Source organism: Streptomyces sp. Inha503 (assembly GCF_047215865.1).
Classification (GTDB): Bacteria; Actinomycetota; Actinomycetes; order Streptomycetales; family Streptomycetaceae; genus Streptomyces; species Streptomyces lycopersici.
The window spans coordinates 10,825,779-10,846,054 of record NZ_CP178360.1 but is presented as its reverse complement, the minus strand read 5'-3'; the positions used below and the strand labels follow the sequence as shown (position 1 = coordinate 10,846,054).

The following is a 20,276-nucleotide window of genomic DNA, read 5'->3' as shown; positions in this document are numbered from 1 at the left end:
CGGACCCGGTCAGGACAATGATCACTGTGTCGCGGGGTGGTGATCGCTATGGACGATCTGTCAACGACCCCGGGGAAGGGCCTTGTCAAGAGGTCGGCCGGGATCGTGGTTGCGCTCGGCGTGCGGGCTTGCCAGAGTGAGCGGCATGAACGGCTCCGGCGGCACCGCGTACGACGCTGCCGGACGGCCGCTGCCCCGGCCCGCCGAGGCCCCGCGGATCCCGGGGCGTCCGCCGCTCAGCCTCGCCGAGGTGCTGCGGCTGCCGGTGCTGGCCGCCGGGGCGCCGGAGGTGGTCTCCGGCCATGGGCAGCTGGCCCGGCCGGTCCGCTGGGTCCACATCACCGAGCTGCTGGACCCCGCGTCCTTCCTCAAGGGCGGGGAGCTGGTGCTGACCACCGGGATGCCGCTGCCCGAGGACCCGGCGCTGGTCCGCCGGTATGTCGACGAGCTCGCGGACGTCGGCGCCGCCGGACTGGTCATCGAGCTGGTGCGGCGCTACCACCGGCCGCCCTCGGAGCTGGTACGGGCCTGTCTGGCGCGGGACTTCCCGCTCGTCCTGCTCTCGCGGACGGTGAACTTCGTGGAGGTCACTCAGGTGCTCCACTCCCTGATCGTCGGCAGTCAGGTGGAGAGCCTGCGCCGGGCCCAGGACGTCCATGACACCTTCACCGCGCTGACCCTGCGGGGCGCCGGGCCCGAGGAGGTGGTGGACATGGCGGCCGAGATGAGCGGGCACCCCGTGGTGCTGGAGAACCTGGTGCACCAGGCCGTGATCTGTGGTTCGCCGGGGCGCGGGGTGGAGGGGGCGCTGACCGGCTGGGAGCGGCGCTCGCGCGCCACGCCCTCGCCCGACCGGACCGGGCTGAGCGGTCCGGAGGACTGGCTGGTGACCGCGGTGGAGTACCGGGGCGAGCGGTGGGGGCGGCTGCTGATGCTCCCGGACGGGGCCCGGGACCCTGCGGTCGGCCCCGAGGACGCGATGGTCCTGGAGCGCACCGCCACGGCGCTGACCATCGCCCGGCTCACCCATCACACCCGCTGGGAGCGGCGGGCCCAGCGCACACTGCTGCTGGACCTGGTGGAGCAGCGCTGCCGGTCCAGGGGCGAGGCCCGGGCGAGGGCCGAGGCGCTGGGCGTGCCGGTCGCGGGCCGCCGGCTGATGGTGGTGCTGGTCAGCCCCGGGCCCGGCGCCGGGGAGACGACCGAGCTGGAGGACCGGCTGACGGACGAGCTGGGGGCGGCCGGGGCCGCCGTACTGGTCGGCGCGGTGCCCGGTGACCACATAGGGGTGCTGCTGGCCCTGCCCGCCGCCACGCCGTGGCGGCCGCTGGTGGAGCGGCTGAGCCGGTCGGTGCGGGAGTCCCGGCCGGACGCCGTGATCAGCGTCGGCTCGGAGGTGTCGGACCTGTCGCAGACCGCCCGGTCGTTCCAGCAGGCGGCGCGGGTCGCGGACGCCGCCGTTCCGGGGACGCCGGACAAGGCGTTCCACGAGCTGTCCGACATCGGGCTGCGGCAGCTGCTGTACGCGCTGCGCGGCGATGTGCGGCTCCAGGAGTTCGTGGAGCGGCAGTTGGGACGGCTGGTGGACTACGACGAGCGGCACGGCACCGATCTGCTGCCGGTGCTGCACACCTTCCTGGACGCGGCGGGCAACAAGACGGTGGCCGCCAAGCGCGCGAACCTGTCCCGGCAGGCGTTCTACCAGCGGCTGCACTCGGTGGAGCGGGTGCTGGGCTGCGATCTGGAGTCGGGTGAGCAGCGCACCCAGCTCCATGTGGCGCTCACCGCCTTCCGCCTGCTGCGGCTGTCCCGGGGCCCGGCCCCGTCCTGAGACGGCGACGCGCCACGGCCGGCCCGGATCGAATCCGGGCCGGCCGTGGCGCGTTCGTGGACCTCCGCGGTGCGGAGGTCATTTGATGAAGTCGTCGACGACCTTTGGCGGCCAGCAGCCGACGTTGAGTACGCCGATGGAGTACGCGCGGGAGACAAGGGCCGCGCGGTTGGGCACCCGCAGCTTCCGCAGCAGCCGCGTCACGTGGTACTCGACACCCTGCCGGCTGAGGTAGAGCCGGGAGGCCAGGGGGATGGTGGAGAGCCCGGCGGCGATGCCCTCCAGGATGCGCGCCTCGGTCTCGGTGAGGAGCTTCTTACGGTTGGTGACCATCTCCACCTCCTCGCCACCCGCCGTGGGACGCATCACCACGAGGATCGAGGCCACATGGGCGGTGCCCTCGCGCACCGCCACGGCGGTGAGCCCGCTGGTGAAGGCGGCCCCCTCGGCCCCGATGGCCACCACATGGGTGGTGAACCGGTGGCGGGAGCCGTCGAGGAGCCGGGTGAACTGCCGCTTCAGCGCCTGCCGGACGCTGGGGTGGACAAGGTCACAGAAGTCGCGGCCGCACACGTCCGAGGAGGCGTCGTCGAACTGCCGGAAGAATTCCCGGTTCGCCTGCTGGACGATGAGCGACGGGTCGAGACAGACGACACACGCCCCTGGCTGATCGAACTGGCGCAATAGATCCGTGTACTCGGTCTGCTCGTGTCCAAGCTCGTGGGGGGTTGGCCGAGCCGAATCCGCTAGTAAAGGCAATGCCAAGGGACTGCCATCCCTTCCTAATTCTCAGTATTCGGAATTGAATATCGATATTCAATTCCAAATGTTCATTTCAGAATTGAGACTAGGGATCTACGGGCACGGAAGTCAACGTCAACAGGGGTGTCGCCACCCAATCCCGTGGTGGGGTGCCCCGAAGGTTCGGTCCGCACCCCACCCCTTCGGTGGGCCGGTACGGTCGGTTCACGAATCCTCGTCAAACAGCGTCCAATTATCGCCGTTAACGCTCCGTTCACGAATGCATGCGAGGCAGCAGCTCGATGAGCTCGCGCCGCCCGGAGACGCCCAGCTTGCGATAGGAACTCGTCAGATGCTTCTCGATGGCGCGGGAGCTCACCCCCAGCTCGGCCGCGACCTCCTGGTTGGTCAGTCCGCGTCCGACGAGGGAGGTCACGGTGCGTTCGGTACGGGTGAGGGTCGCCTCCGGCGGGGCGGCCGCCGCACCGCTGCCGTCCGCCGCCCGGATCCGCTCGACCAGCCGTGGCACCCCGCACGCCGAGGCCAGGGCCGCGGCCTCCCGGAGTACCGCCGCCGCCTCGCCGCCGCCCGGCCTCAGCCGCTTGCCCAGCAGCAGCAGCGTGCGGGCGAGTTCGAGTTCATTGGCCGAGGCGCGCAGCACGTCGACCGATTCGTGCAGCAGCCGCACCCCCTGGTCACCCTCGGTCAGCCGGGCCTTCACCCGCAGCGCGCGGCCGAGCGCCACGGGGGCGCCCCATTCCGTCGCCCGCAGCAGCTCCTCCTCGGCCAGCGCCCCGGCCGCGTGGGGGTCGCCGACCCGCCGGTGGAGGTCGGCCGCCCAGGGCCGCCAGGAGAAGAGCACGGGATTGCGCCAGCCCGACGCCTCCAGCTGCCGGCCGCAGGCCAGGAGGGTTTCCAGGGCGCTGGTCCAGCGGCCCTGCTCGGCGTCCTGCGCCGCCTTGACGAACTGGAGCGCCGCGGTCAGGGCCAGGCTCGAGGAGCGGCGCCGCCCGGGGCCGTCCAGAATCCGCTCGATCAACGCGGAGTCCTGGAGGTCAAGGGCGACGCGGGTGAGGGCGAGGGTGGAGACGACCCCGACCTCCTGCCAGTGCACCTCGGCCAGCCGCACGGCGCGCTCGGCGTACTCACGTGCCTGGGCGACGCGGCCGCGGGCGCCGAGCACCATGGCCTGCTGGACGTTGACGAGCGCGTCCACGACCGTGCCGCCCTGCCGCCGCGTCTGCCGCTCCATCGCCAGCCAGGAGCTGATCCCCCGTACCGAATCGGCGGCCACCAGCCCGATCACCACCAGCGGCAGCGGGGTGTGGACCTGGTCGGAGGTGGCCGGTTCGCGCTCCAGGATGCGATTGGCCAGCCGGGAGACCTCGGCCGCGGGCCAGCGGGCCGTCAGCACCGCCGAGTTGAGCAGCACCGCCGTCAGCTCGCGCTCGGCGGAGGTGATCAGCGGCGGCTCCTCCCCCAGCGCGGACAGCCGCTCGACCGCCGCGGCCAGCTCCGCCGGGTCCTCGTGTCCGGCGTGCCGCAGCCGCGCCTCGAGCCGCAGCGCCACATCGCGCGCCGTGCCCTCCAGCGAGGCGGCGGGCCCCAGATCCTCGGCGACCTGGTGCAGCAGATCGACGACCGATGGCGGCCCGAGGCCCACGATGGTGGGCGAGATCCGCAGGGCCGCGGCGGCCCTGAGCCTGGCCGTGGTCAGCAGGGGGATCGCCTGGGAGATGTGGCGTTCACAGGCGGCCGGGTCGAAGGCGCGCTCCGCGGTGGCCAGATCGATCAGCAGCCGGGCCCGGCCCTCCCCGGTGAGCGAGCCGTCCAGGAGTGCGCGGCGCAGATAGCGGGCGGCGGTGCGGGGCGCGCCGCGGCGCAGCGCGGTGTCCGCCGCTGCCCGCAGCACCTCCACCGCCCAGGGGTGGTCGGAGCTGGTGACGGCCAAGAGCTGGGCGGCGACGAGTTCGGCGGGGCGTCCGTTGTGGTACATCAGGGCTGCCGCGGCGTCATGCAGCCGCTCCCGTTCGGCCACGGTCATCGAGGACTCGACGGCGTCCTGCACCACCCGGTGCAGGAAGCGCGGCTCCTGCTCGGCGGCGAGCAGCCCCAGCTGGTGGAGGTCGCGCAGCGCGGCCCGGAAGCCGATCTGGTCCAGCCCGGCCAGCCGGCCCAGGAGGTCCGGTTCGGCCCGGTCGCCGAGGACCGCGATGGCGGCGGCCAGGTCGCGCGGGGGCCGGGGCTGGGCGCGCAGGGAGCTGGCCAGCCGCTCGCGCAGCTGGGCGGGGCGCGAGGAGCGGGCCGATTCGGCGTGTTCGGCGGTGGGCCGGTGGCCGCGCACGGCCAGGTCCGCCAGCACCGACTTCAGGAACAGCGGATTGCCCGCGGAGCTCTCGTGGCAGGCGCGGGCGAACTCCTCGTCCCCCGGCACGCCGAACTGCTCGAGGATCACTTCCTTGGTGGCGCCCAGCGACAGCGGCGCGGGGCGCAGCACCCGCCGCGCCGCCTCGACGATCTCCCGCAGCAGTGGGTCCCCGGGGCGCCGGTAGCCGTCCCGCAGCGCGCAGACGACCACGGCGCGCAGCCCGTGCAACCGCTTGACGAGGAAGGCGAGCCAGCGCAGCGATGGGGTGTCGACCCATTGCAGATCGTCCACGAGGATGAGCAGCGGGCGCTCGGCGCCGGCGGTGGCCAGCACCGAGCGCAGGCCGTACAGCGCCTCCTCGGGGATGGTGACGGCCCCGTCCTCGTCGAGCGGCGGGACGTCGTCGGAGAAGACCGTCCGGCACAGGTCGACGTCTGCCTCGATGCGCTGCCCGCGGAGCTCTTCCGGGGCGCCGGTGAGCAGGCTGTCGAAGAGCTGGCGTACCACGCCGAGGTCGAAGTCCTGCTCCATGGGCGCGGCGTTGGCGCGCAGGACCCTGATCTTCTCGCCCTCGCCGAGCATCGGCAGCTGGTGCAGCAGCGCGGTCCGGCCGGTGCCCAGCGGGCCGGTGAGCAACAGCAGCGACGAGTCCCCCGCCGCCGCGGCCCGCAGGGCCTCCGCGACCTGCGCCAGCTCGGCCTCCCGTTCAAGCAACATCGATTCCGCCTCCCTGTGCCGCCCGCAGCAACGCGATCAGCTCCGCGCGACCGCCGATCCCCAGCTTTCGGTACGCACCGCTGAGCCTCAGCTCCACGGTGCGTCTGCTGACGGAGAGGGTCTCGGCTATCTCCCGGTTGCCATGTCCGAGTCCGACGAGGGAGGCGGTGCGCTGCTCGGGTTCGGTCAGCGTCGCCCACGCCGGATGCGGGACGCGTCCGCGGACGGCGGAGGGCCCCGTCCGCTCGGACAGCTCGCGCACCTTCGCGACCAGCTTGCTGGAGGGCCGGTGGGCGATGACGAAGGTGAACAGCTCGGCCACCAGGGGGGCCGCGGCGCGCGGGTTCCCGGTGTCGAGCTCGGCCGTGGCCAGCTCCATCAGGGCCCCCGCGTAGGCGAGCCGGGCCGGGGTGCCGCGCAGGGTGGCCACCGCCTCGCGGAGCCGTTCGACCCGCCCCTCCCGGGCCACCCGTCCGGCGCCCAGCTGGGCCCAGCCGAGCGTGTTGGGAGCGCCCCACAACCGGGCCAGCGCGAGCTCCTCGTCGGCGAGCCGCCGTGCCTCCTCGTGGTCCCCGAGGGCGTCGTGGACCCGGGCGGCCATCGAACGCCACGGCATCAGGGCGGGGTTGATCCGCCTGCGGCCCAACTGCCATCTGCCGGTGGCCCGGAGCAGCTCCGCCGCCTCGGGCAGCCGGTCGTCCTTGACCGCCACCAGCGCCCGGGCGAAGAGCAGATAGCCCCAGGAGGCGCCCTCTCGCGACTCGGCGGGGGCGGAGGCGGCCGCGAGCACACCGGCCTGGCCGAGGTCGCCGTTCTCCAGGGCGATGAGGATCCGGACGGCCAGCAGATACGGGACGGTGTAGCGGTGCCAGAGGGAGCGGGGCAGTGACCGCTCGGCGGCGGCCACGTCCCGTTCGGCCATGTCGAGCCGGCCGCGCCGCAGATTCAGCTCGCCGCGGACGGCCAGGGCCTGGGCGGCGGCCGCACGGGCGTGGCGCCGGCGCAGATCGGTGTGGAGGATGTCCAGCCGGACCTCGGCCTCGTCCAGGTCGTCGGTCAGCAGCAGGGTACGGGCGGCGGTGAGCCGGGGCAGGATCAGGGCGCCCGCGCCGCCGTCCAGGGTGAAGACCCGATGGGCCAGCGTCCGGGCGGTGGGCAGGTCCGCCCCGCGCAGGGCCAGCCGCCAGGCGCGCGCCGCGGCCTGCACCGGGCAGACGGGGTCGTCGGGCAGCGGCGGGATCCCGTCCGGGACCAGATCGGTGTCGTCCGGCCCGTCGGACTCGGTGAGCCAGAACAGCCCCGCGAGCGCCCCCCGTTCCTCGCCGTCGGTCGAGGGCAGCACGTCGACGATCGCGCGGCGCAGCGCCTTGTCGTCGCCGCGGGAGAGCCCGAGGTCGGCGGCGCGTACCCGGATCGGGCCGGGCCCGCCGTCCCCGGTGCGGATGATCTCCGCCAGTCGGCGGACCGCGGCCTCGGGGGCGGCGAGCACTTCGATGGCGGCGAGTTCGAGGCCCAGCCGCGCGCGTGGCGCCGGGTCCAGCGGCTCCTCCAGCGCCCGGGACAGACAGGCGATCGCCTGGGCGGTCCGGCCCAGGCGCAGCGCTGCGGCGCAGGTGCGGCGCAGCACGGGGATCACCCAGGGCTCGTCGACCGGGCGTGCGGCGAGCAGCAGCCGGGCGATGTCCTCGTCGGCCACGGCCGCCCGGTAGGCCAACTCGGCCGCGCGGGCGTGGAGTTCGGCCCGCTCGTCAACGGGCATCTCGGCGAGGATCCAGCCGCGCGCCTCGGGCCGGCTCAGCCGGAACCCGGTCCCGGAGGCGATGGCGAGCCCGCTCTCCTGGAGGACTTCCGGCAGTCCGGGCTCGCTCGCGGCGCTGGGTCCGGCGAGCGCGTAGAGCAGGGAGAGATCCAGCAGATCGCCGCAGACGGCGAGCGCGCGGACGAGCGCGACGGCCGTGTCGGACAGCCCTCCGAGCACACGGGCGGCGTGTTCACCGCCCACGGCCTCGCTGATGGTGGACAGTTCCGGCACTCGCCCGGCGACCGGCGCGTAGCCGTGTTTGGTGAAGCGGCGCAGTGCCTCGGACAGCACCTCGGGGTTGCCCGCGCTCGCCTCCCGGGCCGCCGAGATGAAGGCGTTGTCGCCGGGGCGGCCGCAGATCAGCGCGACCGTGGCGGCCACGTCGCGCGGGGCGAGCGGGGCCAGTTCGCATTCGAGGGTGATCACCTGCTGCGGCGCGGTGGACAGCGGGCACGCGCCGGGGCGGAGCCGGCCGGTGCCACCGATCAGGAGGGCTATCCGGGCGTCGGGCAGCCGCCGGATGAGCGCCCCGAACCAGCGCACCGAGGCCGGGTCCAGCCATTCCACATCGTCGACGACCAGTAGTGTGGGCCGCTCCCGGGCGGTCCGCAGCAACTCGGCCAGGCCCGGTAAGCGGCTCTCGGGCCCCTGTCCGGTCAGGGCCTTCAACGAGCCTTCGGTGAGGCCGTCCATCGGGGCGAGCAGCTGTCCCACCACGCCGTGGCGCACATCGCGCTCACCGGGGGTCGCCTTGGCGCGCAGTACGCGGAAGCCCTGGTCCTCGGCCAGCCGGGCGGCGAGGTTCAGCAGGCGGCTCTGTCCGTAGCCGGGCCTGCCGATCAGTGTCACCACCGAGGAACGGCCCCGGCCGAGATCGGCGACGGTCTGGGCGAGCATGGCCTGCTCTCGTTCACGTCCGGGGAACGGGAGCCCGTTGAGCTGCATGGTGTGACTATATGCCTGGGGTGGGACATGGACCTGTCACCGAACCACCGTGCGCGCGTCAGCGCCGGCCGCGTGAGGCGAAGACCCACGCGGGGGCCTGTGGATCGGGAAGGTTCGGGGTGTTCAGCACCGAGGCCAGCTCCCCGCGCTGACCCACGCTCAGCTTCCGGTAGACGCTGGTGAGATGGGTCTCAACGGTCCGTACGGTGACGAACAGCGACTCGGCGATCTCGCGGTTGCCCGCCCCGCGCGAGGCCATCTGGGCCACCTTGCGCTCGGTGCCGGTGAGCAGGTCCACCGGTGAGGCGGTGATCTCGCGCATCCGGCCGCCCGCGGCCACCAGCCGGCTGCGGGCGTCCCTGGCGAGTGCGAGCGCGCCGCAGCCCTGGGCGAGGTCGACGGCCGAGCGCAGCCGCTCCCGGGCCTCGCGCGGCCGCCCCGCGTCCAGCAGCGCCCCGCCGAGCAGGAACTCGGCCCGGGCGTGCTCGGAGCGGGCGGGCGACCCGGAGAAGTGCTCGACCGCCTCGGTGAGTTGGGCGATGCCCTCCTCGCCGGGGGTGGTCACCCCGCGGGCGAGGGCGGCGAGCCCGAAGGCGCGCGGGGTGCTCCAGCGGCGGGCCAGTTCGGCGCCGTGCTCGACCAGGTCCCGCGCCTCGTCCGCCCGCTTCTCCGCCGCGAGCAGACAGGCCGCCTCGGCCCACCAGGGCAGGAACACCGGGTTGGCGAAGCCGGACTCCTCCAGGGAGGCGCCGCAGTCGAGCAGCAGCCGCAGCGCGGTGGCGCTGTCGCCGAGCGCCCAGCGGGCCCGGGCGCGGGCCATGAGGTACGAGTGGTACTCCATGACGAACCCGTCCAGGTTCGGCCGGGTGACGGCGGCCAGCAACTCCTCGGCCCGCTCCGGTTCGCCCCGGTCGATCAGGATCGTCGCGAGCGCCGTCTGCGGCATGGTCACATTGGCGCTCCAGCGCTCCTCGCCGATGATCTCGACGGCGGTCTGGGCGTCGGCGAGGGCGTCGGGGATGGCGCCGACACCGTGCAGCAGCAGGGCGCGGTAGGACAGCGTGATCACATACGACCAGACCGCGGCGTTGTCCTGGCCGTGGCGCAGCGCGTGCTCCAGGGTCTCCATCGCCTCCTCGATCTCGTCGGCCAGGCCGAGGGTGAACGCGGAGAAGAGCAGCGACCAGTTGTCGAGCCGGTCCGCCGAGCCCAGCGCGCGGCGGGCCTGCCCCACCGCCCGCTTTACCGAGCGGCCCTCCATCGCGGAGAGAACCGTCATCATGGCGAGCATCTGGCGCTGGGCGGGGGTGTCCCCGGCGGGTTCGGGGATGCGCGTGAAGCGCTCCCGGACCGTGTGGATCGTGGCCTTTTCGTCGGAACCGCTGATCAGCAGCGTCGATTGGACGAGGGTGCGCAGTTCGCGGTCGCGCGGATCGGGGTCGGCCCCCAGCTCGGCCTCGAGTTCGTCGAGCACCTCGCTGAGCACCCGTACGGCGGCCGGTGACTGCTGGACGGTGAGGCAGGTGAGGCCGAACTGCACGGCGATGGGCGCCTTGGTGCGGATGTCCGTGGCCAGCGTGAGCGCCCGCTTGAGCAGGCGGATGGCCTCGGCGGGATTGATCTCCGCGAGCGCCTTGGCGAGCGGGACATGCGCCGACAGGCTGTCCGGCTCCGCCTCCAGGACCCGGTAGAGATAGCGGGCGGCGGCCTCCGGGGCGCCGCGGTGCTCGGCCTGGGCCGCGGCCTCCCGGAGCACCCAGCCCATCCACGGCTGGGGGGTGCCGGGCACCAGCAGCACCTGGTTGGCGACCTCCTCGGCGGGCCGTCCGGCGTCGCTCAGCAGCAGGGCCGCCCTGGCCCGCAGTTCGGCCAGCCGCTCCGCCCCGGCGGCCTCCAGCACCGCCGAGCGCACCACGTCATGGGCCAGGTCCGCCCGGTCCGGCGCCATCAGCTCGGCCTCGCGCAGCTGCTCCACGGCCTCCGCGACACGGGCGGCGGGCACTCCGGCAAGCGCGCCGATGTGCTCCGCCTCCTCCTCGCCGAGCACCGCGATGGCGGTGGCCACGTCCCGGACCCAGTCGGGCCGGGCGTCGAAGAGCGCGCGCACGGACAGGGCGACCACATAACTCCCGACCTCGGCGATCTCGCGGATGCCGGTCTCGTCGGGTGCCACGCCCTTGGCCCGCAGCTCGCGCAGCAGCCGGGTGACGGTCAGCGGGTTGCCGCCGCAGACGGCGGCGGCGCGCTCGGCGAAGGAGGGCGCGACGGGGGCGTCGAAAACCTGGTGAGCCATTTCGGCCACCTCGGCGTCGGTCAGCGGGTCGAGGCGGATCACCGCGGAGCGCGGCTGGGCGAGGATGTCCGCCAGGGCCGCGGGGGCGACCGGCTCCGCCTCGCTGCGCTGGGCGAGCACCACCAGCAGCGGCAGTTGGTCGGCCCGGCGCAGCAGGAAGTCGATCCAGCGCAGGGAGCGCTCGTCGCACCAGTGCACATCGTCCAGGACGAGCACGAGGGGGCCCTGGGTCATCAGGTTGGCGGCGAGCCAGTACAGGCCGTGCAGCACCGGGTAGACGCTGGCGGCCGTGGGCGGCCCCTCCTCGCCGGGGCGGGGGCTGAGCGCGGGGAGGGCGCGGCGGGCGCTGCCGCGCAGCAGCGGGGAGTCCTGGGCGTCCTCGGCCGAGAGCCCGAGGCTTCCGAAGAGGGCGCGTACGCCGCCGTATCCGGCGCCGGCCACCACTTCACCACAGGCGCCGTACAGCACGGTCATCTTCCGGCAGGCTTCACCGTCGAGGAAGGCGCGCAGCAGGCTGGTCTTGCCGATTCCGGCCGGACCGGACAGGACCACCAGACCGGAGCGGGCGCCGTGGGCGGCCTCCGCGTGGGCGGTCAGCGCGGCGAGTTCGGCGGCGCGCCCGACCAGCGCGCCGGGTAAACCGGAATCCGTTTTCCGGTCCACCACGCAGCCTCCTCGAGCCACAAAATACGAAGAATTTCGGAAAAGTGTGTGCTGCTGACGCGATCAGCAGGCTACACGAGCGCAATGACGACGATCAATTTCGATCATTCGGGCCCGGAGCGCGAACAGCCGGGCCCGGAGACGGAAGGCGTGGTGAGGGCGTTCACCATTCCGTCTCCGGGCCGTTCGGTATCACTGTGTGGGTACGAGGCGTGAAGTCGTCTATGGCATCTCCCTTCGTCGGCAAACGATCACGGGGTCGTTCGGGCCTCTTCCAGGGCGGCCTCCAGGGCGGTGGCAGGCGGGTGGAGCTCGAACCAGACGACCTTGCCCGCCGCCGTACAGGTGGATCCCCAGCAGCGGGAGAGCAGATCCAGCAGATGGAGTCCGCGCCCGCCCTCGTCATCGCCGCACGCCCGGCGCACCCGGGGCTGCCCGGGGTCCTCGTCCGCCACCTCGCAGCGGAAGGCGCGGTCGACGGAGCACAGGGAGAGCGTCAGGCGGATCGGTCCACCCGCGTGCCGCAAAGCATTGGTAACCAGCTCGCTGACGAGCAGTTCGGCGTCATCGGCGAAGTCGTGCAGGGTCCACGCCGACAGCTGGGCGAGCGCCAGCCGCCGGGCCGTCGGCACCGAGGACGGCTCGGAGGGGAGCAGCCAGGACGTCCCGCCGCTGGTGGCGGGAGGCACCGTGTCGGGGCGGTGCGCGGTGCTCATCGGGGGGCCGTTCGTGAGGGTGGTGGCGTTCATGCTGAGGGGTCGGGGCTGGTCCGGGGGGCGGGGATGGCGCGCCCGTCGGGAAGGATCTCACCCGTGTCCGCGAAGATCACCACTCCGTTGCAGAGCAGGCTCCATCCCTGCTCGGGGTGGGAGGCCACCGGGCGCGCCGAATCGTGATCCGGTGCGTCGGCGGGAGGACATTGGGGTTGATGGAGGCACATGGTCCGAACCTTCGATCTTCCGCCATGGAAGGCGGCGGAACTCACCGAGGCCACCATCCTGGTCCCGCGCGGCCGGGCGCGGCGAGGGGAGATATCCCCGCATCGGTACCTGTCCCGCTCCCCTCCCCCGCCGGTGCGGTCACGGACGGGCGGCCGCCGATCACCCCCGGTGACCCCCGCCCGGCGCCCGCCCGGGGTGTGTGCGGCGGCCCGGCCCGGGCATAGCCTGGAAACAGGGCTTCGGGTCCGTGCGGGCGCAGGGTCCCGCCCACCCGGGGCCGTGCGAGGCATCGATGGGTGCGGTGGCGACGGGCACCCCGACCGGGCGGCAGACAGTCAGGCTGCCGGCCGAGGTGACGAGTTTCGTGGGACGTCGGCATGAGGCGGCCGAGGTCAAACGGATGCTGTCCGCGTCCCGCCTGGTCACCCTGACCGGGGCCGGCGGCGTCGGGAAGACCCGGCTGGCGCTGCGGGTCGCGGACGAGGCGCGCCGGGCCTTCCCCGACGGGGTCTGGCTGGCCGAGCTCGCCGAGCTGGACAACCCCACGCTGCTCGCCCAGGGCGTCACCGAGGCGCTGGAGATACGCGACCACTCCTCCCGCCCGGCGATGGACATCCTCGTCGACCATCTGCGGGACCGGCAGGCCCTGATCGTCCTCGACAACTGCGAACACCTGCTGGAGGAGTGCGCCCGGCTCGCCGACCGGCTGCTGCGCGCGGCCCCCCGGCTGCGGCTGCTGACCACCAGCCGTCAGGTGCTGGGCACCGCAGGTGAGCAGAGCCTGGCCGTCCCCACCCTGGGGCTGCCGGACCCCGAGGGCCCTCGGCCCTCCCTCGCGACGCTCGCGCACTGCGACGCGATACGGCTGTTCGTCGAGCGGGCCGCGGCCATCGTGCCCGGGTTCCAGCTCGACGAGGACAACCGGGACGCGGTCGAGCTGATCTGCCGCCGGCTGGACGGCATCCCGCTGGGCATCGAACTCGCGGTGGTACGGCTGCGTGCCCTGTCCGTGCGGCAGCTGCTGGACCGGCTGGACGACCGGTTCCGGCTGCTCACCACCGGCTCCCGGACGGTCCTCCCCCGCCATCAGACGCTGCGGGCGCTGATCGACTGGAGCCATGAGCTGTGCACCGAGCGGGAGCGGCTGCTGTGGGCCCGGGTCTCGGTGTTCGCCGGAAGCCTGGACCTGGAGGCGGCCGAGGCGGTCTGCTCGGGCGAGGGCATCGACCGCGAAGAGATCCTGGACCTGGTGGCCGAGCTGGTGGACAAGTCGGTGCTGCTCAGGGAGGAGCACCGGACGTCGGTGCGCTACCGGATGCTGGATACGTTGCGCGAGTACGGCCGTGAGCGGCTGGCCGCCTCCGGGGAGGAGGCCGTGTGGCTGCGGCGCCACCGCGACTACTACCGCGGCCTCGCCGCGGACGCGCGGGCGGCGCTCTTCGGACCGGCCCAGGTGCAGTGGTTCACCCGGCTCCACCTGGAGCACGCCAATCTGCGCACCGCCCTGGAGGGCTGCCTGGCCGAGCCCGACCAGACCGTATGCGGACTCGACATGGCCGCCGATCTGCTCTACCACTGGATCACCAGCTACTACCTCGGCGAAGGCCGCCGCTGGCTGGACCAGGCGCTGGCGCTGTGCACCGAACCCGACGGGCCGCGGGCGCGGGCCCTGTGGACCAACAGCTGGCTGGCCGTCATCCAGTCCGACGTCGACGCCGCCGCGGCCATGCTCGAGGAGAGCCGGTCCATCGGCACCCGGCTTGGCCTGGAGCCGGTGCTCGCCTACGCCGCGCTCTACTCCGGCATGGTCGCCATGTACCGGGGCGAGACCCGGTCCGCGATCGCGCTCTACGAGGAGGCGGTGGCCCGCCATCGCGCGACCGGCGATCCGGTGGGGCTGGCCCTGGCGCTCATCCGGCTCTCGCTCGCCCATTCCTTCATCGGCGACTCGCCGCGCGCGATCGCCCTGGGCGAGGAGTCGCTGGAGGTGTGCGACGCGTACGGGGAGGGCTGGCACCGGGCCTACACGATGATGGCGCTCGGCGTGGACGTCTGGCGCCAGGGCGACACCGCGAGAGCCGCCGCCCTGGAGAAGGAGAGCCTCACGTTCAACCGCTCGCTGGACGACCCGCTGGGCGTCGGGGTCAACCTCGAGGTGCTGGCCTGGATCGCGGCCACCGAACGGGACCACTTGCGGGCGGCCAGGCTGCTGGGCGTCCTGGGGACCCTCTGGCACGCCATCGGCGCCCCGCTCTCCGGCTACGGGCACCTGGTCCACTACCACGAGGAGTGCGAGGCCGCGGTGCGGCGGGCCCTGGGCAAACCGGCCTTCAACGCGGCGCGCAAAGAGGGTGCCCGGCTGTCCTACGCCGAGGCGCTGGGGTACGCGCTGGAGGACGAACTGCCCAGCGGGGAGACGTCGGCGGGCGGGCGGCCGTCGCCGCTGACGCCCCGGGAGTCCGAGATCGCGCGGCTGGTCGCGCGGGGGCTCAGCAACAAGGAGATCGCCTCGTCCCTGGTCATCGCCCAGCGCACGGCCGAGGGCCATATTGAGCACATTCTGAGCAAGCTGGGATTCACCTCGCGTGCGCAGGTGGCGGTCTGGGTAGCGGAACAGCACCGCACCACCGAGGTCGATGGCGAACGCCCGCCGGAGGATACGGTCTGAAGGCGGCGTCGGCATTCTCAAGGGACAAGGGGCGGAATTCTATTCGAGACCGGAGCGGGTGTCCCGGAAGTTTTCACAACCCCCACGAAAATCCTCGCCCGCCCCGGCTTCGAGAGATCATGCGTCAGGCTCGAGGGACGAGCCGCAACGGCCGTGTCAGTGCGTCGACGCGGCTCATGCGACCGAGGAGGTCCCGCCGTGACTGTTGCCGCAGTCGGCAATACCGGTGATGCCATGGAGCTTTTCCGTGGCACCGCCCACAGCCCGTCGTTCTTCGCGCTCAACCGCGCCGGGGTCACGGGTGGCGGACAGGAGCTCGTGGACTTCTGCATCCCCTGCAATCCGTACTTCCCCACCCCCGCGATGTTCGCCGTGATGGCGGTCAGGCTGCGGGACATCCTCACCTACTACCCGAGCTCCGCGGAGACCATCACCGCCGAACTGGCCGATGTGCTCGGGCTACAGCCGCAGACCATGGCGATGGGCAACGGCTCGACCGAGCTCATCACCTGGATCGACCATCTGCTGGTGAAGGAAAGCCTGGCGGTGCCGATTCCCACCTTCGGCCGCTGGACCGACCAGCCGATGGAGACCGGCAAACGGGTCGATATGTTCCAGCTCCCGGAAATGAGCGGATTCGCGCTCGACCCCAACGCCTTCGTCAACTTCGTACGCTCCCGGGGCTCCCGGGTCGCCGTGATCTGCAATCCCAACAACCCCGACGGCGGCCTGGTGTCCCGCCAGGCCCTCATCGGCATCATGGACGCCCTGGCCGACCTCGACCTGATCGTGATCGACGAGTCCTTCCTGGAGTTCGCGGACGCCGAGGCGTATCCGAGCGTCGTGGACGAGGCCATCCTGCGCCCGAATGTGATCGTGCTGCGCAGCCTCGGCAAGAACTTCGGGCTGCACGGGGTGCGCTTCGGCTATCTGGTGGCCAATCCCTCGCTCGCCGTGCAGATCCGCTCCCGGCTGCCGAAGTGGAACCTCAACTCCTTCGCCGAGGTCATCGTCTTCATGCTGAAGCGGTACCGGCAGGAGTACGTGGAGAGCCTGCGCATGCTCAGCCGCGACCGGCAGCAGATGACCACCCAGCTGGCCGGGCTGCCCGGGATGACGGTCTACCCCTCCCAGGGCAACTTCGTCTTCGTCAAGCTGCCGGCCGGGACGGAGGGCAGCTGGGTCCGCGACCAACTGCTGTCCCAGCACGGTGTGCTGGTGCGCGAATGCGGCAACAAGCTGGGCAGCAGCAGCCAGTTCATGCGGTTGGTGGTGCGCTCCCAGCCGGATGTGCAGCGGCTGCTGACCGGGCTGAGCACGGTGCTGTACGGGACGTCCTTCTACGCTCCGCAGGTCGGCTGGGACCAGCAGCCGTCGCTGCCCTCGGGATACGCGGGGTCCTCGGGGTCCATGGGAGTCGCCCCCTCACAGGCGCAGTCCCTGGACTACTCCTACCAGCAGCCGCCCCAGCTGCCCGCGGCGCCGATGGCGCAGGAGCCCCAGCCGATGTACTCCGCGGCCGCCCTTCCGGCCCCGCAGGGCGTCGCCGGGGACCTGTACGGGCAGGCGTCCTTCGCGAGCACGGGCATGGGCATGGGCGCGGGCACGGGCGCCTCGCCGGGCTACGTCCAGCAGCAGCCGCTCCCGGAGCTGTCGCCCGCCTATGTCGCCACTCCCCCGGCCCAGCCACCCCTGTACCAGGCCCCGGCCGCGCTGCCCCAGCCCCAGATGGTCCAGGCCCCGCAGCCGCAGATTCCGCAGCAGATGCCCGCGCAGCAGTTCCAGGCCGCGCAGTTGCAGCCGGTCCAGAGCCAGCCGCCGCAGGCCCAGGCGCCGTTAATGCAGATGGCACCCCAGCCGCAGAGCGCGCCGTACCAGGGCGTCCAGGCGCAGACCTCCCAGATGCCGATGGCCCAGGTCCAGGCCCAGGGTGCCCAGGGGCAGGGGACGGCGGCGTACGTCCAGACCCGGCCCGAGGAGACGACGATCGACCAGATCCCGGTCTACGGGCAGCAGGACACGGGAATACCCGAGCCAACGGCGATGGAGCGGACGCAGGCCATGACCTACGACCCCGCGGAGCTCAAGGCCGCCGCGGCGGCAGCGGCCCCGGTCGTTCCCCTCAGCGAGCAGGACGACGACCCGACCGGCCAGACCCCGGCGATGAAGCGCTATCCGCGCCCCGCGGCGTACCTCCAGGACGACTCGACCGCATGACCGGGCTCCGCCGCCGAGGTCATGACCGACGCAGCCGGCCGTCGCACGGCCAGGCCGGGGAGACCCCGGCCGCCGCGCAGACCGCGATGTGCAGCAGCAGGGGGTGGGTGTACGGCTCCCCGTCCTCCGGCCAGTGCACCACACCGGGCTCCTCGCTCCCCGTGGGGCGGTCCGTGGGACCGGTCCGCCGCCCGGGCGGGCCGGTCACCATGGCGCCGGCCGCGTAGACGGCGGGTGCGGGCCAGTCGACCCCGACGTCCGAATGGGGCGGCACGATCCACCACCAGCGCCCGGCGCCGGTGAGCACACATCCCGCCCGGGGCAGCAGGGCCATCACCCCGGGGCCGTGCCGCTCGGCGATCCCCACCGCGTCGTAGGCCCGGTCCGTCCGCAGCGCAGCGGGCAGTTGAAGGCGGTGGCGGCCGGACACCGCACGGAATCCGCGCCGGCCGAACCGGCCGCGGACGAGGCCGGTCAGCGCACCGGCGAAGGCGTACGTCATCTAGGGGCACTTCACAGAGGTCGGGCCGATGGTGCCTGCGGTCGCCGCGGCTGAGCGCGGTAACGGGATCATGCCGCAACTATGCGCATCGCCGGGGACACTTGGCAAGGGCCACTCTGAATTGTGCAGAGTCGTCAGTGCAATGTGTCCGTTCCGCACTGGCCATGGCACACTGCGAACATCAGCGTTGGGGAGGCCAGGGAGGGATTCAGGTGAGCGAACCGCGGTCGGCGCCGACCGTGGGCCAGGTCGTCCTCGGCAAGAGGCTCCAGGATCTGCGGGAGAAGGCGGGGTTCAAGCGGGACGAGGCGGCCAGGGTGCTGCGGGTGGCGCCCGCCACCATCCGCCGCATGGAGACCGCCGAGGTCGCGCTGAAGGTCCCGTATGTGCAGATGCTGCTGGACGCCTACGGGATCACCGGTGATGAGCTCGACTCGTTCATCACCCTGACCGAGGAGGCCAACAAGCCCGGTTGGTGGCAGCGGTTCCACGACATCCTGCCGGACTGGTTCAGCGTCCACGTCAGCCTGGAGGGCGCGGCCGAGATGATCCGGGCGTACGAGCCGCACTTCGTGCCCGGGCTGCTCCAGACCGAGGACTACGCCCGCGCGGTCATGCAGACCGGCGCCGTCGGCCAGGCCGACTCCCGGCAGGCGGAGCGCCATGTGGCGCTGCGCATGGAGCGGCAGTCCCTGCTCACCCGGCGGGATCCGCCCCGGCTGTGGGTGGTGATGGACGAGACGGTGCTGCGCCGGCAGGTGGGTTCGGCGGCGGTGATGCGCCACCAGGTCGACCGGCTGCTGGAGGCCGTGGAGATGCCGCACATCACGCTGCAAATCTCGGAGTTCTCCTCCGGGCACCATCCGGGCACCTATGGGCCCTTCGTCCTCTTTCGCTTCGCTGTACCCGAACTGCCGGACATGGTCTACGTCGAGTACCTGACCGGCGCCGTCTACCTGGATGAGCGCATCGAGGTGGCCTCCCATCTGGAGGCCATGGACCGCATGGCGGCCCAGGCGGCAACCGCACGACGCACAAAGGAAATCCTCCGGGATTTCCGCAAGGAGCTCTGATCGGAATGGATCGCATTCACAACGGCATGCGCGCGAGCGACCTCGGCAGTGAGGGCTGGCACAAGCCGTGGAGCGGTGGCAACGGCGGCAATTGCGTCGAGGCCATGAAGCTGGACGACGGCCGGGTCGCGATCCGTCAGTCGACCGATCCGGACGGTCCGGCGCTGATCTACACCCGCAGCGAGATCATCGCGTTCATCCAGGGCGCCAAGGCGGGCGAGGCGGACTTCCTCGTCTGCTGACGCGGCTCCCGTGCGCGCCGATGCCGACGGCCGGTGGGCCGTCGGCGTCGGCGCGGCGTCGGTGTGCCGTTATGTGGCGTCCGCCGCCAGTGCCCGCAGCAGACCGATGGTCAGCGCGGTACGGGCCGGGATCGGGGCGAGCACGGTGTGTTCGTGGCGGGCGTGGGCGCCGGAGCCGAGGGCACCGAGCCCGTCGAGGACCGGACGGCCGAGCGCGGAGACGAAGTTGCCGTCGCTGGCACCGCCGACCGCGGTCTCCTCCAGCTCCCAGCCGTGTTCCGCGGCGATCGCGTGGGCCTGCTCGAACAGCCGGCGGGACGGGCCGCTCGGCACCATCGGCGGACGGTTCCACTCACCGGTGACGGTCAGCCGCACCCGCTGGTCGGAGGGGGTGAGGGCGTGCAGCGCGGCGTCGATCCGCTTCATCTCCTCCGGTTCGGCGATCCGGATGTCGATACCGCAACTCGCCCGTGCGGCGATCACATTGCGCCCCGTACCGCCGCTGATCAGCCCCACGTTCACCGTGGTCCCCCGCTCCGGGGCGCTGAGCGCGGCGATCCGCGGGACCACCTCGGCCAGCGCGTGGATGGCGCTGGCGCCCGCGAACGGGTCGAGACCCGCATGCGATTCGACGCCGTGGGCCGTCACATCGAACAGCCCGACGCCCTTGCGGGAGGTCTTGAGCGCCCCGTCCAGCGATGCCTCGAAGACCAGGGTGGCCAGGACGTCCTCGCTCAGCCGCTCGATATGGCGGCGGGAGGCGGGGCTGCCGATCTCCTCGTCGCCGTTGAGCAGCAGCCGCACCGAGGGGTGCGGAAGCTTCAGCTCGCGCAGCAGCCGCAGGGTCCACACGGCCTGCACCAGGCCCGTCTTCATGTCGAAGACACCGGGGCCGCTCGCCCGGCCGTCCTCGACCTCGAAGGGCCATTCGGCGAGCGTTCCGGCCGGCCACACCGTGTCGTAGTGGCACAGCATCAGCACGGTGCCCGGGGCCGTGCCGCGATAGGTCAGGACGAGCACATCGCCCCGCGGTCCGCAGTCGTGGCGCTCGGTTCCGTCCGGCTCGCCGAGCCGGTCGACGACCCAGCCGCTGATCGTGGCGAGTCCGGCGTCCAGCAGCCGCTTGTCGTTGCTCGGCGTCTCCAGTTCCACCAGCGTCCGTAGGTCGTCGATCATCTCGGGCAGCGCCTGGGCGGTGGCGGCGGCGAGGTCGGAGGGGGTCATGCGATGAGGGTCCTTCCCGGGGGGTGGCGGGGGTGAGGGAGCGGCTGGGG

General features: G+C 72.6%; 13 protein-coding genes. 5 read left to right on the top strand and 8 right to left on the bottom strand.

All coding sequences use genetic code 11. The annotated features are described in order from the left end of the window. The first annotated feature begins 145 nt into the window (after positions 1–145). Positions 146–1,831 (top strand): PucR family transcriptional regulator, encoded by a 1,686-nt coding sequence (locus tag ACJX2R_RS45190; RefSeq protein WP_262697620.1) that lies wholly within the window; start codon positions 146–148, stop codon positions 1,829–1,831. Between the two features lie 78 nt (positions 1,832–1,909). Here ACJX2R_RS45190 and ACJX2R_RS45185 read toward each other — a convergent pair whose 3' ends face one another. The 6 genes from ACJX2R_RS45185 to ACJX2R_RS45160 form a co-directional block, all read right to left on the bottom strand. Further along, a complete protein-coding gene (locus ACJX2R_RS45185) occupies positions 1,910–2,515 on the bottom strand; it encodes a LuxR C-terminal-related transcriptional regulator (protein ID WP_051573486.1) in 606 nt (201 codons plus the stop codon). Between the two features lie 331 nt (positions 2,516–2,846). Then, positions 2,847–5,657, bottom strand: a complete 2,811-nt coding sequence (locus tag ACJX2R_RS45180; RefSeq protein WP_413104826.1) for an AAA family ATPase — start codon at positions 5,655–5,657, stop codon at positions 2,847–2,849. After that, entirely contained in the window at positions 5,647–8,403 is a 2,757-nt protein-coding gene (locus ACJX2R_RS45175) for an AAA family ATPase (protein WP_413104825.1), read from the bottom strand. Before ACJX2R_RS45175 ends, ACJX2R_RS45180 begins: the two co-directional genes overlap by 11 nt. Before the next feature lie 58 nt (positions 8,404–8,461). After that, on the bottom strand, positions 8,462–11,362 hold the full coding sequence (locus tag ACJX2R_RS45170) for a helix-turn-helix transcriptional regulator (protein WP_413104824.1): 2,901 nt from the start codon (positions 11,360–11,362) through the stop codon (positions 8,462–8,464). 248 nt (positions 11,363–11,610) lie between these two features. After that, positions 11,611–12,108 carry an ATP-binding protein gene (locus ACJX2R_RS45165; protein WP_413104823.1) on the bottom strand — a complete coding sequence of 166 codons (498 nt, stop codon included), beginning with the start codon at positions 12,106–12,108 and terminating at the stop codon, positions 11,611–11,613. Next, the gene (locus ACJX2R_RS45160) at positions 12,105–12,299 is read right to left on the bottom strand and encodes a DUF5999 family protein (protein WP_078956464.1); all 195 of its coding nucleotides are present in this window, start codon (positions 12,297–12,299) and stop codon (positions 12,105–12,107) included. Before ACJX2R_RS45160 ends, ACJX2R_RS45165 begins: the two co-directional genes overlap by 4 nt. A 365-nt stretch (positions 12,300–12,664) precedes the next feature. Here ACJX2R_RS45160 and ACJX2R_RS45155 point away from each other — a divergent pair, with 365 nt between their 5' ends. After that, positions 12,665–14,968, top strand: coding sequence for an ATP-binding protein (locus tag ACJX2R_RS45155; RefSeq protein ID WP_413104822.1), 2,304 nt, complete (start codon positions 12,665–12,667; stop codon positions 14,966–14,968). A 198-nt stretch (positions 14,969–15,166) separates the two neighbouring features. Then, positions 15,167–17,185 (top strand): aminotransferase class I/II-fold pyridoxal phosphate-dependent enzyme, encoded by a 2,019-nt coding sequence (locus ACJX2R_RS45150; protein ID WP_413104821.1) that lies wholly within the window; start codon positions 15,167–15,169, stop codon positions 17,183–17,185. Between the two features lie 19 nt (positions 17,186–17,204). Here ACJX2R_RS45150 and ACJX2R_RS45145 read toward each other — a convergent pair whose 3' ends face one another. Next, the gene (locus ACJX2R_RS45145) at positions 17,205–17,687 is read right to left on the bottom strand and encodes a hypothetical protein (RefSeq protein WP_413104820.1); all 483 of its coding nucleotides are present in this window, start codon (positions 17,685–17,687) and stop codon (positions 17,205–17,207) included. A 212-nt stretch (positions 17,688–17,899) separates the two neighbouring features. Between ACJX2R_RS45145 and ACJX2R_RS45140 the strand changes: the two genes are divergently transcribed. Both ACJX2R_RS45140 and ACJX2R_RS45135 read left to right on the top strand, forming a co-directional pair. Further along, the gene (locus ACJX2R_RS45140) at positions 17,900–18,760 is read left to right on the top strand and encodes a helix-turn-helix domain-containing protein (protein WP_262697628.1); all 861 of its coding nucleotides are present in this window, start codon (positions 17,900–17,902) and stop codon (positions 18,758–18,760) included. A 5-nt stretch (positions 18,761–18,765) separates the two neighbouring features. Continuing rightward, positions 18,766–19,002: a DUF397 domain-containing protein gene (locus ACJX2R_RS45135; protein ID WP_020866051.1), complete on the top strand. Its 237-nt coding sequence runs from the start codon at positions 18,766–18,768 to the stop codon at positions 19,000–19,002. Between the two features lie 69 nt (positions 19,003–19,071). Here ACJX2R_RS45135 and ACJX2R_RS45130 read toward each other — a convergent pair whose 3' ends face one another. Further along, on the bottom strand, positions 19,072–20,226 hold the full coding sequence (locus ACJX2R_RS45130; protein ID WP_413104819.1) for a M20 family metallopeptidase: 1,155 nt from the start codon (positions 20,224–20,226) through the stop codon (positions 19,072–19,074). Between the last annotated feature and the right edge of the window lie 50 nt (positions 20,227–20,276).

Coding starts and splice junctions, on each gene's coding strand:
- ACJX2R_RS45190 (WP_262697620.1), top strand. CDS start 146: ATGAACGGCTCCGGCGGCACCGCGTACGACGCTGCCGGACGGCCGCTG.
- ACJX2R_RS45180 (WP_413104826.1), bottom strand. CDS start 5,657: ATGTTGCTTGAACGGGAGGCCGAGCTGGCGCAGGTCGCGGAGGCCCTG.
- ACJX2R_RS45175 (WP_413104825.1), bottom strand. CDS start 8,403: ATGCAGCTCAACGGGCTCCCGTTCCCCGGACGTGAACGAGAGCAGGCC.
- ACJX2R_RS45165 (WP_413104823.1), bottom strand. CDS start 12,108: ATGAACGCCACCACCCTCACGAACGGCCCCCCGATGAGCACCGCGCAC.
- ACJX2R_RS45160 (WP_078956464.1), bottom strand. CDS start 12,299: ATGTGCCTCCATCAACCCCAATGTCCTCCCGCCGACGCACCGGATCAC.
- ACJX2R_RS45145 (WP_413104820.1), bottom strand. CDS start 17,687: ATGACGTACGCCTTCGCCGGTGCGCTGACCGGCCTCGTCCGCGGCCGG.
- ACJX2R_RS45135 (WP_020866051.1), top strand. CDS start 18,766: ATGGATCGCATTCACAACGGCATGCGCGCGAGCGACCTCGGCAGTGAG.
- ACJX2R_RS45130 (WP_413104819.1), bottom strand. CDS start 20,226: ATGACCCCCTCCGACCTCGCCGCCGCCACCGCCCAGGCGCTGCCCGAG.